We start from the raw sequence: 18,187 nt of genomic DNA, 5'->3' as shown, positions 1-18,187 counted from the left end.
TATGTTTTATAAAAATTATTCCTCAGAATCAGAAACCAACGTTGATACCGAATGTCAAGTTCATAGGGATAGGGTAACCGTAGTTAGGGTTTTCCGGATCTACACCTGTAAATTCCTTGCTTGTGATAGTAAGCACATTCTGTGCACTAAGGTACAATCTCAATCTGTCTACCTTAAACTTCTGAGATATTGATTTTGGCAAGTTATAACCTAATTGTATATTTCTTAATTTAAGGAAAGAACCGTTTTCAACGAAGTATGTTGATACTCTCTTTTCATTATTAACGTCACTTCTTGTCAATGCAGGAATATCTGATGAAGAATTATATGGAGTCCATGCATCAAGAAGACGTTTACCCTTATTCAGGAAACCGATATTCAAACCGCTCCACAAGTCTGTTTCCTTCTTCAGGTCACTGATGATATCAACACCCTGTACACCCTGCCAGAACATTGTGAAATCAAAATCCTTATATTCGAAGTACATATTCAAACCGTAGCTGAATGCAGGTGTCGGATCATAGATCCACTGCTGGTCTTTTTCATTGATTACACCGTTACCGTCCAAGTCACGCCAGCGGATACGTCCTACTCCGGCGCCTTCCTGTACTGCATGATTATCAACTTCTTCCTGTGATTTGAATATTCCGTCTGCCACATAACCCACTTGCGAACCATTTGCATGACCGATGACACTTTCTACACCGTTACCACCGAATGTACCGTTAGCTGCTACAGTGATAGGCAAAGCAGTAATTTTGTTTCTATAAGTAGAGATATTAGCATTGAAATCATATTTGAATCCGTTGTCGAATGTTTTTCTATGACCTATATTGAATTCGAAACCTTTATTTTCCATTTCTCCGGCATTAATCCACTGAGTAGTACCTTCTCCCATAGAAGCGATACCCGCCATCTGAACAAGGATATCAGTAGTTTTCTTATAGAACCAGTCCAAAGATCCATATACCTGCTGATTGAATAATGAGAAGTCAATACCGATATTAGTCTGAGTAGTAGTTTCCCATTTTATATCATCATTACCCAACTGATTACGTTTGAATCCTGACTGAAGAGTCTTTCCGCCGTTTGTACCTTCAATATCATAAGAAGTACCGTAGCTCTGTCCTCCAGATTCTGTAACACCATAGTTAGGAACATAAAGAGTATAACGTGCAGTATTAGAAATTTCCTGGTTACCAGTCTGTCCCCAAGATGCTCTCACTTTAAGGTCATCAAGCCATTCAATATCTTTCATGAATTCTTCCTGACTCATACGCCATCCCAAAGATACAGAAGGGAAAGTTGCAAAACGATTATTCTTACCGAATCTTGAAGAACCATCCCTACGCACTGTCAATGAAGCCAGATATTTGTCATCGTATGTATAGTTGAATTTACCAAAGAATGATACCAATGAATAACCATCACCAGAACCGTAAGCCTGTGCTGTACCTACTCCGGCATCAGGCCACATGAAATCAGGATTCAGAATTGAGAAATCTTCTTTATAACCAGAGAACCATGTATTGTCTTCGTTATTCAACTCAACACCAATCATAGCATCACCTCTGTGCTTGCCTTTTTCGAAGTTATAAGTAGCAACGGCATTCCACATCCATCTCATCCAGTGTTCCTGTTTTGCCTCAACAGCATTCTTGTCATTGGCCACGTTACCTTCAGTGATAGGATATGTGAATATTCTCTGCTGTTTCTGAGAATAATCGATACCAAAAGTAGAACGAACATTAAATCCTTTGAATAGATTAAGGTTGATGTATGCATCACCAAACATTCTCCAATAATAATATTTTGTATCAGAATTTCTCTCAAGGCGAGCTACCGGATTTTCACGGTCGGGATAACCACCTACCGGACCTGCATATTCTCCTTCGGTAGTATATACAGGCAAAGACGGATTGGCCTGCAACACATTCTGCAAGAAACCACCAGGTGCTACTACTTCAGAAGTTCTGTTGACAGTAAAATGCTCTCCTATAGTAAGGATGTTTTCAATCAAGTTATAATCTGAATTCATACGAGCTGAAAAGCGTTCGAAATCAGAAGTCTTTATAATACCATTGTTCTTATAGTATCCTAAAGAGAAATAAGACGAGCCTTTCTCAGAACCATTGCTTACAGAAAGATTGTATTGCTGTATTACACCGGTACGGCTGATTTCGTCAAACCAATCTGTATCAGCAGAAGGAACAGTATTGGCAGAATCCAAGAAACGTGACATGGTGATTCCATGCAATACAGGAATACCATTCTGGTCGTATCCCCAATTATAAGAATATCCCAAAGCATTTGTATTCGGATCCTGACCATCGTTTACATAAGCTTGCCACATGGCCTGACCATATTCTCTGGCATTGAGGACTTCCATCTTGTTTGTGTACATAGAAGCAGATACCGAAGCGTCGAAATTAACTTTAATCTGACCTTCCTTACCTTTCTTTGTTGTTACGATGATAACACCGTTTGCTGCACGCGAACCATAGATTGAAGCAGAAGCGGCATCTTTCAACACCTGAATAGACTCAATATCGTTACCATTCAACTCATGCATACCACCCTTTGTAGGCACACCATCAATAATGTATAAAGGGTCATTGTTGTTCAAAGTTCCGATACCACGGATACGGATTGTTGTTGAACCACTTGGGTTACCGTCAGCTGTAATATTCATACCAGGAACTCTTCCCTGAAGAGCTTTCATGGGATTGTTTTCGTTCTGTTTTGAGATTTCGTCCATACTGACAACAGAAACAGCACCGGTAAGGTCTGCCTTACGTTGAGTGGTATAACCCGTTACCACAACTTCTTCAAGTACCTCTGAATCTTCATTAAGCACAATGCTCATCATGCTTTCAGCTTTAAGAGTAACTGTCTTGAAACCGACAAAAGAAACAGTGATTGAACTTCCGGAAGCAACATTCAACGTAAATTTACCGTCAAAATCAGTAATAGTACCATTGGTATTATTACCATTCTCCACTACAGTTGCTCCAATTACAGGGAAATTATCAACGGCAGAAATGACCGTTCCCTGAACTACCAAATCTTGCGCATGCATGACTATGCATATAAACAAGAAGAGCGCAATAAGAAATTTTCTCTTTATGCTTTCCATACGCATTAAATTAATTAGATTATTAATAATTGTTCTTAAAATTCTGTTGCAAATATATAATGGTATAACAAAGAAGCTTGCAACAAATGTTTCATACGCAATAATAAATGTTTCATGCAACATTTTTGCATCAAGATGAAACATTTTTTGCAACGCAAATCAATGCGTCAGATGACACGGGGACATTCAATCCGAGAACGTACCCACATTCGAACTAAAACTTGCCCACATTCGAGTTAAAACTTGCCCACGTTTTATTTTAAATTTGCCCACGTTTTTTTATCGGTACGAATAAGGATGAAACAGGAAAATATATAAAAGTATGAAACAGGAGCAATCCGTATATGAAAAAAGCGGAACTACATCGCTGCAGTCCCGCCTCCTACTAAATACATATAAAACCAAAACAGATTGTAATTGACGTTCTCCCATCAAGAGAAGAACATTAAGTGGAATGTTTATATATATTTCTCAATACGTTGCATAGCCTCTATACAGTCCTCACGTTTTCCGAATGCTGTGAGACGAAGGAAACCTTCACCAGACGGACCGAAGCCTACACCCGGTGTTCCTACTACATGGGCTTTCTCAAGCAAAGTATCAAAGAATTTCCACGATCCGGTTCCTTCAGGAGTCTTGAGCCATAAATACGGAGAATTTATTCCTCCAAAAACTGTCATTCCGGATTTCTTCAGGCCTTCGCGCATTATACGTGCGTTTTCCAGATAATAGTCTATATTGGCTTTTACCTGTTCCTTGCCCTCAGGCGAATAAATCGCTTCGGCAGCACGCTGTGTGATATAGCTGGTGCCATTGAACTTTGTACACTGACGTCTCAGCCACAATTTGTTGAGCTGGACTTTCGTTCCGTCGGCAGCAGTGGCTGTAACCTCGTCAGGAATTACGGTATATCCGCAACGTACTCCTGTAAACCCGGCAGTCTTAGAAAAGCTTCTGAATTCTATAGCACACTGTCTGGCTCCTTCTATCTCATATATTGAATGCGGAACATTCTCCTCGCGAATGAACGCCTCGTATGCCGCATCGAAAAATATTATCGAATCATTTGCAAGGGCATAGTCAACCCATTGCTTTAACTCGTCTCTGGTAAGTGTTGTACCGGTAGGATTATTCGGATAGCACAGATATATGATATCTGTACGTTTTCCCGGAAGAGACGGAACAAAATTGTTTTCCTCGTTACAAGGCATATATGTAATGTCACTCCAGCATCCGTCACTGCCCAGTACTCCTGCCCTGCCGGCCATAACATTACTGTCGATATAGACAGGATATATAGGGTCGGTAACGGCAATACTATTCTCACGACTGAAAATGTCGCCTATATTTCCGGTATCACTCTTTGCTCCGTCGTTGACGAACACTTCATGATTGGAAAGTTTTATTCCGAGTGGTTCGAAATCGTTTTTGATTATAGCTTCTATCAGGAAGTCATAACCCTGCTCCGGACCATATCCGTGGAATGTTGCCGATGAAGCCAGTTCATCAGCGGCACGGTGCATAGCCTTGATACATGCTTCGGGAAGCGGACGTGTGACATCGCCTATCCCAAGTCGGATAAGATCGATATCCGGGTTTGCAACCTTGAAACTGCTGACCTTTCGTGCTATGTCCGAAAAAAGATAACTGCCTGGCAGTTTTAAAAAATTATCGTTTATTTGTGCCATTTTTTTTGTAGTTGTTAGTTGTTAGAGAACTATCTCTCCATCAAAGACTTTTACAGCCGGTCCGGTCATATATACATGTCCGTCTGTTTCGTCCCATTTAATCTTAAGTGTTCCACCATCCATTATAACTGATGATTCTCTGCCACACCTGCCGGTATATGCCGCAGCCACAGCCGTAGCACATGCTCCTGTGCCGCATGCCATTGTAATTCCGGAACCGCGTTCCCATACTCTCATGCGTATATCGCCATTTGAAAGGATTTGTGCAAATTCCACATTCACGCGATCAGGAAACAAAGGATGCTTCTCCAGAGCCGGCCCTACAGTGTTGATATCTACCTCAGATATTTTATCAACAAATATCACAAGATGTGGGTTTCCCATTGATACGGAGATTCCTTCCTTATAGCCATAGCCGTCGCCTAACTGAACTTTTCCTTTAACTTCAGGAACATTCATATCGACTGTTACGGCATCCACATGATTATCTTTCGAGAGATGGAGTCTCAGAATCTTGATTCCTGAAAGGGTTTCCAGCGTCACTTCTGTCTTTGCAGTCAGTCCTTCCTCGTACAGATATTTGCCTATGCAGCGGCTTGCATTACCGCACATCATGGCTTCCGAACCGTCCGCATTGAATATGCGCATGCTGAAATCCGCTATCTGCGATGCCCCAATCAGCACAAGTCCGTCGCTACCAATTCCGGTGTGATATCTGCTCCACTCCACAGCCACTTCTTCCGGATTATCTATCGGATATTGAATGGTGTTGACATAGATATAATCATTGCCGGCACCATGCATTTTTGTAAATCTGATGTTCATCTTTTGATAATTAATAATTAATAGTTAATAATTAAAAACCAATGGTTTACGTAGTTAATTAAAAACTAAAAATCAATACGCTGCTTCGTGTACTCCAGCCACAGCGCGTCCGCTAGGGTCGTTCATTCCCTTGAATGATGCGTCCCATGCCAAAGCTTCGGCTGTAGAGCAGGCTACACTAGGAACACTCGGAACTGATTTTGCTGCAGACTCGCTTGGGAAATGTTCCTCGAATATGCTGCGATAATAATATTCTTCTTTATTCTGAGGCGGATTGATAGGGAAACGCTCTGCCGCGTGTGCCATCTGTTCGTCTGATACTGCTTCGGAAGTTATTGCCTTCAGAGTATCAATCCATGAATAGCCCACACCGTCGGAGAACTGTTCCTTCTGTCGCCATGCTACTTCCTGAGGGAGAAGTGATGAGAACGCGTCGCGTACTACCTTCTTTTCTATCTCTTTACCCGGACACATCTTGACAGCCGGATTCAGACGCATTGCCACATCAAGGAACTCTTTGTCTAGGAAAGGAACTCTTCCTTCCACTCCCCATGCAGAAAGTGACTTGTTGGCACGCAGACAGTCATAAAGGTGTAGTTTTGAAAGTTTGCGGACTGTCTCTTCATGGAACGCACGCGCATCCGGCGCTTTGTGGAAATACAGATATCCTCCGAACACCTCGTCGGCACCTTCGCCGCTCAACACCATCTTTATACCCATCGACTTGATGACTCTTGCCAGAAGATACATTGGAGTGGACGCACGCACTGTTGTGACATCGTAAGTCTCGATATAATAAATCACATCGCGGATAGCGTCTAGACCTTCCTGAATGGTATAGTTTATTTCGTGATGCACTGTTCCGATATGTTCTGCCACAAGACGGGCCTTCTCCAGGTCGGGTGCTCCCTTAAGTCCTACAGCAAATGAATGAAGCTGTGGCCACCATGCGTCCTGTTTTCCGTCAGTTTCCACACGTTTGTCGGCAAACTGTTTCGCTACGGCAGAGATAACAGACGAGTCAAGTCCGCCCGAAAGCAATACACCGTATGGGACGTCACTCATCAGCTGTCTTTTCACCGCGTCCTCAAGGGCAGTGCGGACATCGTCCACCTGTGACTGATAAGAATTTTCAGATTCGCAATATCTGTCCTTAACGGCCTCATATTCTGTCCAGTCGCGTTTATACCATTTCTGCATCTTGCCTTCACGGCTCCAGTAATAATGTCCCGGCAGGAATGGCTCATATTCGTCGCACATTCCTTCCAGAGCTTTCAATTCACTTGCGCAATACACTTTACCGTCTGCATCACGTCCTATATAGAGAGGTATCACGCCTATAGGGTCGCGCGCTATAAGAAACTCATCACGTTCTTCGTCATAAAGCGCGAAGGCGAAGATACCGCTCAGTTTCTCTATAAAATCCACTCCATACTCGCGATACAGTGCAAGGATAACCTCGCAGTCACTTCCGGTCTGGAACTCATACTTTCCGGCAAAATCGGCACGTATGTCGCGATGATTGTAGATTTCACCATTCACAGCCAGAATCTGTTTTCTGTCCGGCGAGAACAATGGCTGTCCTCCACTCTGAGGATCGACTATCGACAGACGTTCGTGTGCCAGAATGGCCGAACCACCGCAATATATTCCGCTCCAGTCCGGTCCGCGGTGGCGTATGCGTTTCGCCATAGCGAGAGCTTTCTGTCTCAGCTCAGGCGATTGCTGTTTTATATTGAAGATACATGCTATACCACACATAATTCTTAAGTTGTTAGTTGTTAGACAAACATCTTATCTATCTCTGCAGCCGCCTTTCGTCCGGCAGCAATACACTTCACTACGAGCGACGGACCTGTAGCGGCATCACCGGCTACAACCGCATTCTTAGGAAGTTCCGGCATCTGTGGTTTCAAGAATCCCATTGCCAACAGAACCAAATCTGCTTTGATAGTATCTTTCTTGCCGGTAGGTTTCATTGTAGGACGTCCGCCATCTGCTGCCGGAATCCATTCCACTTCTTCCACTTCCACAGCTGTCACCTTTCCGTTTTTGCCTACAAACTTATTCGAGTTCAGACACCAGCGGCGTGTACAGCCTTCCTCGTGGCTTGAACTTGTTTTCAGCACAACGGGCCACTGTGGCCAAGGAGTAGCAGGATTATGTCCTACAGGAGGTTTAGGCATGATTTCAATCTGAGTCACACTTAGAGCCCCCTGACGGTGTGAAGTACCGATACAGTCGCTACCAGTATCACCACCACCGATAACCAGTACATGCTTTCCGCGGGCAGAGATTCTCTCCTTCTCCGCAATTTCCTGTCCGGCAAGCACTCTGTTCTGCTGAGCCAGCATCTCCATGGCAAAATGAATACCGGAGAGTTCGCGTCCGGGTATTGCCAGATCTCTGGCCTGTGGAGTTCCTGTACATACGGCGTATGCATCGAAACCTTCAGGCAATTTTGTAAGGTCAATCTCTGAATTTGTCTTGAAGACGATACCTTCCGCCTCCATTATCCGGATACGGCGGTCTATGATGTTCTTTCCAAGCTTAAAGTTCGGTATTCCATATCGGAGCAGACCGCCCGCCATTTCGTCACGTTCGAACACCGTAACTTCATATCCACGTTTGTTCAATTGGTTTGCAGCCGCCAGTCCGGCAGGTCCCGAACCAATTACAGCCACTTTTTTTCCGTTTCTTTCATATTTCTTCGGCGCGATATATCCTTCGCGGAATGCCGCCTCAATAACGGCAGCCTCGTCCTCGCGGATAGTTACAGGTGAATCGATACTGAGCTTCAGTACACACGATTTCTCACACAGAGCAGGACAAATACGGCCTGTAAATTCAGGAAAGTCGTTTGTAGCGCTCAATATCTCGTATGCCTTGCGCCAGTCGCCCTTGCACAGTGCATCCTGAAACTCAGGAGGACGATTGCCCAGTGGGCATGCCCAATGGCAGAATGGTACTCCACAGTCCATGCAACGGCTGGCCTGCAATTTACGTTCGCTAGTGTTGAGTGTCTGTTCCACTTCACTATAATCGGCAACTCGTTCGTGAACTGGACGGTAGCCGGCCTCTTGTCGAGGTATATTTAGAAATGCTTTTGGATTTCCCATGATGGCAATTAATAATTAATAATTAAAAATTAAGAGCTGAGGATTAATAGTCTCTCTGTACCTCCGCAATCTTCTGCTGCAGTTTCTTCATCTGTTCCTCAGCCAGAACGCGTTTGTATTCTATCGGTGTCACCTGAATGAATTCATCTATATGACTCGGCCATTCGTCAAGCAGAGTGCGGGCCAGTTTCGAACCGGTAAATCTCCAGTGACGTTCGATAAGCTCCTTCAACTCCTTGCGTGATGCAGAGTCATCAAGAAGATTAAGTTCCACCATCTCCATATTGCAGAAATAGTCGAAATTATGCTCAGGATCCCACACATACGCTATACCACCACTCATACCGGCAGCAAAGTTTCTTCCTGTATCGCCAAGTACAACCACACGTCCACCTGTCATATATTCACAGCAGTGGTCGCCAACTCCTTCCACTACGGCTATAGCACCCGAGTTTCTCACCGCAAATCTCTCGCCCACACGTCCGTTGATATAAACCTCACCTTTAGTGGCACCATACATCAGGGTATTACCCGCAATAGTATTCTTCGAAGCATCGAACAGCGAACCTGACGGAGGCAACAGGCAGATACGTCCGCCGCTCAGACCTTTTCCCACATAGTCGTTGGCCTCACCTTCCAGACGGAAAGTCACACCAGAAGTAAGGAACGCTCCGAAGCTCTGTCCTGCCGAACCTTTGAACTTCACGTTGATAGTGCCGTCCGGCAATCCGGCATGACCGTATCTTCTTGCCACTTCGCCCGAAAGCATTGCGCCTGCCGAGCGGTCTGTATTCGAAATAGTATATTCCAATTCCACAGGCTTGCCACCTTCCAACGCGTCTTTTGCTGCGGCTATCATGGCTCTGTCCTTTATGCCAAGCAGATCCAGAGGCTTGTCTGCAGTGTGATGTATATCCGCACTGCCGTCCACCATATACAGGATTCTGCTGAAATCCAGTCCTGCCATCTTTCCTTTCTTGTCAGAAGCTTCAATTTCGATAAGGTCTGTACGTCCCACTATATCCTCCAGTCTGGTGAATCCCATTTCAGCCAGATATTCTCTTACTTCCTCGGCCAGGAAGCGGCAATAGTTGACAACATATTTATAGTGTCCGCGGAAATGTTCACGCAACTTTTCATCCTGAGTAGCCACACCCACAGGGCACAGGTTGGTATGACATTTTCTCATCATCACACATCCCAATACTATCAGAACCGCAGTACCAAAAGCAAATTCCTCTGCTCCCAGCAGCGCCATGCTGATAATGTCGCGTCCGGTTTTCAGCTGTCCGTCGGTCTGCAAACGTACCTGTCCTCTCAGTCCGTTAAGAACCAGAGTCTGCTGAGTCTCACTAAGACCAATTTCCGGCGAAATACCCGCATATCTCATAGATGAAGCAGGAGAAGCACCTGTACCACCTTCAGCTCCCGAAATCACAATCAAATCGGCCTTAGCCTTTGCCACACCGGCAGCGATGGTACCAACACCACTTTCAGCCACCAGCTTAACGCTTATTGCCGCACGCGGATTGACGTTCTTAAGGTCGTAAATCAACTGTGCAAGGTCTTCTATAGAATATATATCGTGATGAGGTGGAGGCGAGATAAGAGATATACCCGGAATTGAATGACGTGTACGCGCAATCACTTCATCTACCTTGAATCCTGGCAGCTGTCCACCTTCACCAGGCTTAGCTCCCTGTGCCACCTTAATCTGAATTTCCTCGGCATTCACCAGATATTCAGTTGTCACACCGAAACGTCCCGAAGCAATCTGCTTGGTCTTGCTGCACAGACTGATATCCCCGTCTTCAGCATGATAGATATCAGAGAATCGGCTGCTGTCCTCACCACCTTCACCAGTATTACTTCTCGTTCCAAGACTGTTCATTGCCAATGCAAGAGCCTCATGAGCTTCCTTGCTGATTGCACCGAACGACATCGCACCGGTAACAAAATGTTTAACAATTTCTTCTACAGGCTCTACCTGATCTATGCTGATAGGATTTCTGCGGAAACCGAAAAAGTCGCGAAGAAAAATAGGATTTTCCTTTTTATCGGACTTGGCAGTAAATTCCTTGAACTTTTTATAACTGCCCGTGCGTGTAGCAAGCTGCAACAGACTTATTGTATCAGGATTCCATGCGTGCTGCTCACCGTCTTTTCTGAATGAGAACAGACCGATATGATCAAGCAATCCTCCTGCCTCATCTTCAGATATAGCGACACCCGAACGATGGAATCTGAGGTAGTCATGAGCTATATCGCCGATACTTGCTCCACCTATTGTAGACACGTCAGTACCGAAATATCTTCTCATAACCTCGGAATTCAAACCTACAGCCTCAAACAGCTTAGCTCCACGGTATGAACGTATAGTACTGATACCCATCTTACTCATCACCTTATATAATCCTTTGCAGAGAGCCTTTATATAATTCTTCTCGGCAGTAGCGTAATCAAGCTGCACGTCACCTTTCTTCACCAGTCCGTCTATCACTGCAAAGGCCATATACGGACAGATGGCACTCGCTCCATATCCCAGGAGCAATGCTGCATGCATCACCTCGCGCGCTTCGCCACTTTCCACTATCAACGCTGTCTGTACACGTTTCTGTACCGAAATCAAATGATGATGAACCGCGCTTACAGCTACAAGCGACGGCACAGGAGCATATTCGGCATCTACATCCCTGTCCGAAAGCACAATATAGTTTGCACCGGCATCAACTGCTTCTTCCGCACTCTTGCACAGACTTTCTATCGCCCGGCGAAGTCCGTCCTCACCATCCGAAGCCTTGAATACCATTTTCAGCTTGACAGTGCTGAACCCCTTGTATCTGATATTGCAAAGAATATCAAGCTGTGTATTTGTAAGAACAGGATGCGGCAGACGCACCATCTTGCAGTGTCCCGCACTAGGACTGAGAATGTTATTTCCAACGGCACCGATATATTCTGTGAGCGACATAACCAACTCTTCGCGAATAGGGTCGATAGCCGGATTGGTTACCTGTGCGAACTGCTGACGGAAATAATTGAACACCGACTGAGGCTTTTCACTCAATACCGCCAAAGGAGTGTCATTACCCATAGATGCTGTAGGTTCTGCTCCGGCCGCACACATCGGAGTAAGAGTACGCTCAATGTCTTCGCGGGTATATCCGAAGATACGGAGTTTTCTTCCTGCATCTTTCACAGAGTTTTCCACCTTACGTCCACTACGCAAAGTATCAAGTTCTATTCTGTTGGCTGCCAACCATTCTGTATAAGGCAAAGCCGATGCCAAATCTTCTTTTACTTCTTTATCGTAATATATTTTACCTTCCTGTGTATCTATCAATAATATCTTTCCAGGCTGCAATCTTCCTTTAGCCTCTATTTCATCAGGATTGAAACCAATAGTACCTGTCTCGCTGGCAACTACCATTGTTCCGTTCTTCGTAACCAGCCATCTGGCAGGACGCAATCCGTTTCTGTCAAGCATTCCTCCGGCATATCTTCCATCGCTGAAAAGCAGTGCGGCAGGACCGTCCCACGGTTCCATAAGTATGGAATGATATTCATAGAAGTCTTTAAGCTTCTGGCTGATAGGGTTCTTCTCATTTATAGACTCAGGCACCATCATCGCCAGCGCATGAGGCAGACTAAGTCCGGACATAACGAAAAATTCAAGGACATTGTCCATTGAAGCACTGTCGCTCATTCCAGGCTGAATTATCGGACGTATCTTTGATATATCACCCAATTTTTCAGACGAAAGAACACTTTCTCTGGCTTCCATCCAAGCACGATTACCACGTATTGTGTTAATCTCACCGTTATGAGCCATCATACGGAAAGGCTGTGCCAGACTCCATGTAGGAAACGTATTCGTACTGAAGCGTGAATGTACCAAAGCCAGCGCACTGGTAAAGTATGGCTGTGTAAGGTCTGCATAATATTCACGAAGTTGTGTAGAAGTAAGCATACCCTTATACACCATATTCTTACTGGAAAGTGACACTATATAGAAGTCTTTGTGTTGTATTCTATTCTCTATCTTTTTCCTGATGATATACAGCTTCTTCTCCAATTCCGGTTCATCTGCTCCGGCTGTTACGAAAATCTGCTTCACGTCAGGTTCTGTAGCTTGCGCGTCCTTACCTAAAATATCTGAATTTACAGGGACTGTACGAACATGCATCAGTGTCATGCCTTCCCTTTCAATTTCCTCTATCATCACACTCATTATGTCTTGCTGGACATCTTTGTCCTTAGGCATAAACACAAGACCCGTGCCATATTTACCTTTTTCCGGAACCGGAATACCCTGTAGAAGAATAAATTCATGCGGTATCTGAATCATGATACCTGCACCATCACCCGTCTTGCTGTCGGCTCCTTCTGCTCCACGGTGCTTCATGTTCTCCAACACCTTCAAGGCAGAGTCTATCAGTTCATGCGACTTTGCGCCGTGTAGGTTGACTATCATTCCTACACCACAAGCGTCATGCTCATTTGCCGGACTATACAATCCCTGAGGAGCGTTTTCTCTGATAAAATGATTCTCTTTCATTGTGTTTTGGTTTCTTTATGTACTAAAATCTCGTTTGTATGTATTATTTTGTACCGCAAAAATATATATTTATGTTTTTTGTGATTACTTTCAGCCTCAGTTTCTTTAAAAAAAGATAATAGGCGTCTCAAATCGGTTACAAAACAGTTATAATTTAAGCATAATTAATATCAGATTATAACGTAAATACAAAATTTACATTTCAATTTATAAGTAAGGGTATAAACAAAACAAATTATATATATTATAAAACATATTCTTTTAGCAGGAAATACTTATTTTTGTAATGAATGGAAACAAGTATATAAATATGTGTGGAATCGTAGGATACATTGGCAAGCGTCAGGCATGGCCTGTGCTTGTAGAAGGTCTCCGAAAATTGGAGTATAGGGGATACGACAGTGCCGGAGTGGCACTCATAAATACTCCTGGAGACCTGAAAGTTTATAAATCAGTGGGAAAAGTAGCAGATCTGGAACAGAGCGTAGCAGGAAAAGACACGTCAGCTTCAACCGGTATTGCACATACACGTTGGGCTACTCATGGAGAACCAAGTACGGTAAATTCTCACCCTCATACTTCAATGAGCGGTCGTCTGGCTTTAGTACACAACGGCATTATCGAAAATTATGCCCTCCTCAAACAGAAGCTTATAGATAAAGGATATGTTTTCAAAAGCAGTACTGACACGGAAGTATTGGTACAGCTTATCGATTATATCCAGACAGAAGGAAATCTGGACCTTCTGACATCTGTTCAGTTGGCACTAAAAGAGGTAATAGGAGCATACGCCATAGCCGTAATAGACAGGAATCACCCTGAAACAATCATTGCAGCCAGAAAGAGCAGTCCTTTGGTGGTTGGTATTGGCGAAGATGAATACTTCCTTGCATCGGATGCCACCCCTATAGTGGAATATACTAATAAGGTGATATATCTGTCTGATGGCGAAATTGCTGTTCTCAAAAATGGCGAACCTGTCAAAATTGTCGACCTTGACAATGTGGAATGTTCGCATGAGGCACAGACTATCGCATTGAACATCGGACAGCTGCAAAAAGGCGGCTATCCTCATTTCATGATAAAGGAAATATTCGACCAGCCTGAATGTATAGCCGACTGTATGCGTGGCCGTCTTAACCCGGAAACAATGTCAATATTGCTTTCGGCCGTAAAAGAACATAGGGAAAAGTTCATAAAAGCACGACGCTTCATAATCGTGGCATGCGGAACATCATGGCATGCAGGACTGATAGGAAAACAACTCATTGAAACAATGTGCCGCATACCAGTAGAAGTGGAATACGCTTCGGAATTCCGTTACCGTAATCCTGTCATTTTGCCGGACGACGTAGTAATGGCTATTTCGCAAAGCGGCGAAACAGCAGACACACTTGCCGCAATTGAACTTGCCCATAACAGCGGAGCATTTGTTTATGGAATATGCAACGTGGTTGGTTCATCCATTGCACGTGCAACCGACTCCGGTTCTTATATACACGTAGGGCCAGAAATCGGTGTGGCATCGACAAAAGCTTTCACCGGTCAGGTTACCGTACTTCTGATGTTTGCACTGTCTCTGGCACAGGAAATGGGAACTATTTCACCGGATGAATACAAAGAAATAGTATCTTCACTAAATGATATACCGGATAAGATGCGTCAGGTACTAAAACAGAATGACTATATAGCCAGTCTGTCAAGAATGTTTACATACGCACGCAATTTCATTTATTTAGGACGCGGTTATTCGTTCCCGATAGCACTGGAAGGCGCACTGAAGCTTAAGGAAATCTCATATATCCATGCCGAAGGATATCCGGCAGCAGAAATGAAGCATGGACCTATTGCGCTGATTGATGCAGAAATGCCGGTAGTGGTCATCGCGACCAACTCACCTCTCTACGACAAGGTTCTGAGCAACATTCAGGAAATAAAGGCACGTGGCGGAAGAGTAGTTGCCATTGTTACAGAAGGCGACACGGTAATCAGCTCGCTTGCCGATTTCAGTATCCCTGTGCCTGCGGTACCTGAGTGTCTGGACGCTCTGGTAACATCCATTCCGCTACAACTCATGGCATACCATATAGCAGTATGCAGAGGACTGGATGTCGACCGTCCACGAAATCTTGCAAAATCAGTGACTGTGGAATAATCCACCGTCACCTTAGTCTTGTAAGGGCAATCTTGATGACTTTCTGTACAGGAGCATCCGGTTCTTCATGAAGAATCTGTCCGACAACCTTCTGCGACGGTGCCTGTGCAAATCCCAACATAGTCAAAGCAGCAACTGCCTCTTCATATATTTCATTATTGGCAGCAGATATAGGTGTAGAAACATTTCCGGTGCTTTCTACACCTATATTTTGTATCTTGTCCTTCAGTTCCACTATTATACGCTGTGCAGTCTTCAGACCGATACCCTTTACCATCTTCAGCAGCTTTTCATTTCCAGAGCTTATCACATTGCATAACTCGGAAGGACTTAAAGCCGATAAAATCATTCTTGCCGTATTACCGCCAATTCCCGACACAGTTATCAGCATAAGGAAAAGTTCCCTTTCCTGTTTGGTTGCAAAACCGTAAAGCACATAAGCATCTTCCCTTATAGCTTCGTATATATAAAGTTTTACATCTCCCTTTCCCTGTATGGCAGAAAATGTATTCAGCGAAATATTCACACCGTATCCCACTCCGTTACAGTCCACTACCGCCATGGTAGGTGTAACATCATCAAGTTTTCCTTTTATATATTCAATCATATTTTGATTATAAATTATAATTTAACGGCAAAAATAAGCATAACAAAGTTATAAATTGTAAGTTACTCTCGAAATATTTCAAAAAACGTCCTCCTTTTTCTCTTTAGAACAATTCTAATTTTTTATTTTTGCAGCGTCAAAAATACAGGATATATTTCTTGTAACAAAACAGAAAAGAATAAACAATTAAACACCAATAAAATTATGAAAAAGATTAGAGCTGCCGTAGTAGGTTACGGAAACATTGGAAAGTTTACAATCGAAGCACTTGAAGCTGCTTCTGATTTTGAGATTGCAGGTGTAGTTCGCCGTAACGGTGATGCCAACAAACCAGCAGAACTTGCACCATATAAAGTTGTAAAAGACATCAAAGAACTTGAAGACGTTGACGTAGCAATTCTTGCAACTCCTACACGCAGCGTAGAGCAGTACGCAAAGGAAATCCTTGCATTGGGTATCAATACAGTTGACAGTTTCGACATACACACACAGATCACATCTTTGCGCCGCACATTGGGCGAAACAGCAAAAGCACACAACGCAGTTTCAATCATCGCTGCAGGATGGGACCCGGGAAGCGACTCTGTAGTACGTACACTTCTTGAAGCTATCGCTCCAAAAGGTATCACATACACTAACTTCGGTCCGGGCCGCAGCATGGGACACTCTGTAGCTGTACGCGCCATCGCAGGTGTTAAAGACGCGCTGTCAATGACTATCCCTGTAGGTACAGGTATCCACCGCCGTATGGTATATGTAGAACTTGAGGAAGGTGCGGATTTCAAGACAGTAGAAGCAGCCATCAAGTCGGACGCATATTTCGTAAACGACGAGACACACGTAATACAGGTTCCATGCGTTGACGCGCTTAACGATGTTGGTCACGGTGTAAACCTTGTACGCAAAGGTGTTTCCGGTAAGACACACAACCAGCTGTTCGAATTCGACATGAAAATCAACAACCCAGCTCTTACAGCTCAGGTTTTGGTTTGCGTAGCACGTGCTTCTATGCGCCAGCAGCCAGGATGCTACACAATGATTGAAGTTCCGGTAATCGACCTTCTTGAAGGCGACCGCGAAGAACTTATCGCTCATCTGGTATAATCAGACTATTTATCAATCTTTCCATAAAATCTCTTTCCCTATTCGTTTTGGGAGAGAGATTTTTTTATTTCCTTTGCACATATAAATCAAAAAACTCAGAAACATGATTTTAGGAAGCATCGTTTGGGACGTCGATCCCATACTTCTACGTCTTGGTTCCATAGAACTGAGATGGTACGGACTAATGTGGGGCTTGGGATTTATCCTGGCATACGAAATGGGCTCACGCCTGTTCAAGAAAGAAGGTCATCCTGACGACTGGGCTGACAAGCTGTTTGTCTATTGTATAGTAAGTGCCGTAATAGGAGCGCGATTAGGTCACTGTCTTTTCTACGAATGGGATTACTATGGAGCCCATCCAGCCGAGATATTCAAAATATGGAAAGGCGGTCTGGCAAGTCATGGAGGAGTATTCGCATTGATACTTGCCCTTATATGGTATTCAAAGAAAGTCACTCACAAAAGCGTATGGTGGTTGTTCGACCGCCTGATACCAGCAGTAGCAGTGGTCTGTGCATGTATCCGTTTCGGCAATCTGATGAACTCCGAAATATTCGGCTATCCAACCGACCTTCCATGGGGATTTGAATTTGTACGTTCACGCGAATGGCAAGAGCTCTACAACCAGAACGGAGTGGCACAAGCATGCCATCCTACACAGATATACGAAATGCTGTATTGTGCGGTAGCCTTTATATTCTCATGGCTGGCATATCACAAGTTCGGTCTTCAGAAACGAATCGGACTCATAACAGGAGTTTCGCTTCTGATATTCTTCGGAGCACGTCTCGGACTTGAATTCATCAAGAATCCGCAAGTGGCAGAAGAAGTAGGCATGACACTAAATATCGGTCAGTGGCTCAGTGTACCGCTCATTCTACTCGGTATATATCTGATTATTACAAGCGGAAAGCGTAAAGAAGCATTCTGAATAATTTGAACACAAAAAAAACAGGAACCTATTTCTTTATAAAGGGGATTGGTTCCTATTTTTG

Annotated in this window: 10 protein-coding genes; 3 read left to right on the top strand and 7 right to left on the bottom strand. The window is 44.0% G+C overall.

Annotated elements, in window-relative coordinates; all coding sequences use genetic code 11:
* Positions 1 to 28 precede the first annotated feature (28 nt).
* From I6E24_RS04210 to gltB, 6 genes are all read right to left on the bottom strand, one after another.
* Positions 29 to 3,079, bottom strand: coding sequence for a SusC/RagA family TonB-linked outer membrane protein (locus I6E24_RS04210; protein WP_394800357.1), 3,051 nt, complete (start codon positions 3,077 to 3,079; stop codon positions 29 to 31).
* A gap of 515 nt (positions 3,080 to 3,594) precedes the next feature.
* Complete coding sequence (locus tag I6E24_RS04205; RefSeq protein ID WP_235326506.1) at positions 3,595 to 4,824, bottom strand: LL-diaminopimelate aminotransferase; 1,230 nt, start codon at positions 4,822 to 4,824, stop codon at positions 3,595 to 3,597.
* A gap of 21 nt (positions 4,825 to 4,845) precedes the next feature.
* Positions 4,846 to 5,649, bottom strand: a complete 804-nt coding sequence (gene dapF / locus I6E24_RS04200) for a diaminopimelate epimerase (protein WP_235326504.1) — start codon at positions 5,647 to 5,649, stop codon at positions 4,846 to 4,848.
* Between the two features lie 72 nt (positions 5,650 to 5,721).
* Positions 5,722 to 7,410 (bottom strand): asparagine synthase B, encoded by a 1,689-nt coding sequence (gene asnB / locus I6E24_RS04195; RefSeq protein WP_204402619.1) that lies wholly within the window; start codon positions 7,408 to 7,410, stop codon positions 5,722 to 5,724.
* Between the two features lie 20 nt (positions 7,411 to 7,430).
* Complete coding sequence (locus I6E24_RS04190) at positions 7,431 to 8,768, bottom strand: glutamate synthase subunit beta (protein WP_235326502.1); 1,338 nt, start codon at positions 8,766 to 8,768, stop codon at positions 7,431 to 7,433.
* Positions 8,769 to 8,811: 43 nt separating this feature from the next.
* A complete protein-coding gene (gene gltB / locus I6E24_RS04185; protein WP_235326500.1) occupies positions 8,812 to 13,326 on the bottom strand; it encodes a glutamate synthase large subunit in 4,515 nt (1,504 codons plus the stop codon).
* A 310-nt stretch (positions 13,327 to 13,636) separates the two neighbouring features.
* On the opposite strand from gltB, the gene glmS reads away from it, so the two are divergent.
* Positions 13,637 to 15,481 carry a glutamine--fructose-6-phosphate transaminase (isomerizing) gene (gene glmS / locus I6E24_RS04180; RefSeq protein WP_235326529.1) on the top strand — a complete coding sequence of 615 codons (1,845 nt, stop codon included), beginning with the start codon at positions 13,637 to 13,639 and terminating at the stop codon, positions 15,479 to 15,481.
* Between the two features lie 7 nt (positions 15,482 to 15,488).
* Here the strand turns inward: glmS and ruvA are convergent, their stop codons facing one another.
* On the bottom strand, positions 15,489 to 16,088 hold the full coding sequence (gene ruvA, locus I6E24_RS04175) for a Holliday junction branch migration protein RuvA (RefSeq protein WP_204394386.1): 600 nt from the start codon (positions 16,086 to 16,088) through the stop codon (positions 15,489 to 15,491).
* Between the two features lie 204 nt (positions 16,089 to 16,292).
* Here ruvA and I6E24_RS04170 point away from each other — a divergent pair, with 204 nt between their 5' ends.
* Both I6E24_RS04170 and lgt read left to right on the top strand, forming a co-directional pair.
* Positions 16,293 to 17,192: a diaminopimelate dehydrogenase gene (locus tag I6E24_RS04170; protein ID WP_204402624.1), complete on the top strand. Its 900-nt coding sequence runs from the start codon at positions 16,293 to 16,295 to the stop codon at positions 17,190 to 17,192.
* 106 nt (positions 17,193 to 17,298) lie between these two features.
* Positions 17,299 to 18,123, top strand: coding sequence for a prolipoprotein diacylglyceryl transferase (lgt, locus tag I6E24_RS04165; RefSeq protein WP_204402740.1), 825 nt, complete (start codon positions 17,299 to 17,301; stop codon positions 18,121 to 18,123).
* Positions 18,124 to 18,187 lie beyond the last annotated feature (64 nt).

It is taken from the genome of Bacteroides caecigallinarum (genome assembly GCF_021530995.1).
Classification (GTDB): domain Bacteria; phylum Bacteroidota; class Bacteroidia; order Bacteroidales; family Bacteroidaceae; genus Phocaeicola; species Phocaeicola faecigallinarum.
This window is presented reverse-complemented; position numbering and strand designations above follow the sequence as displayed.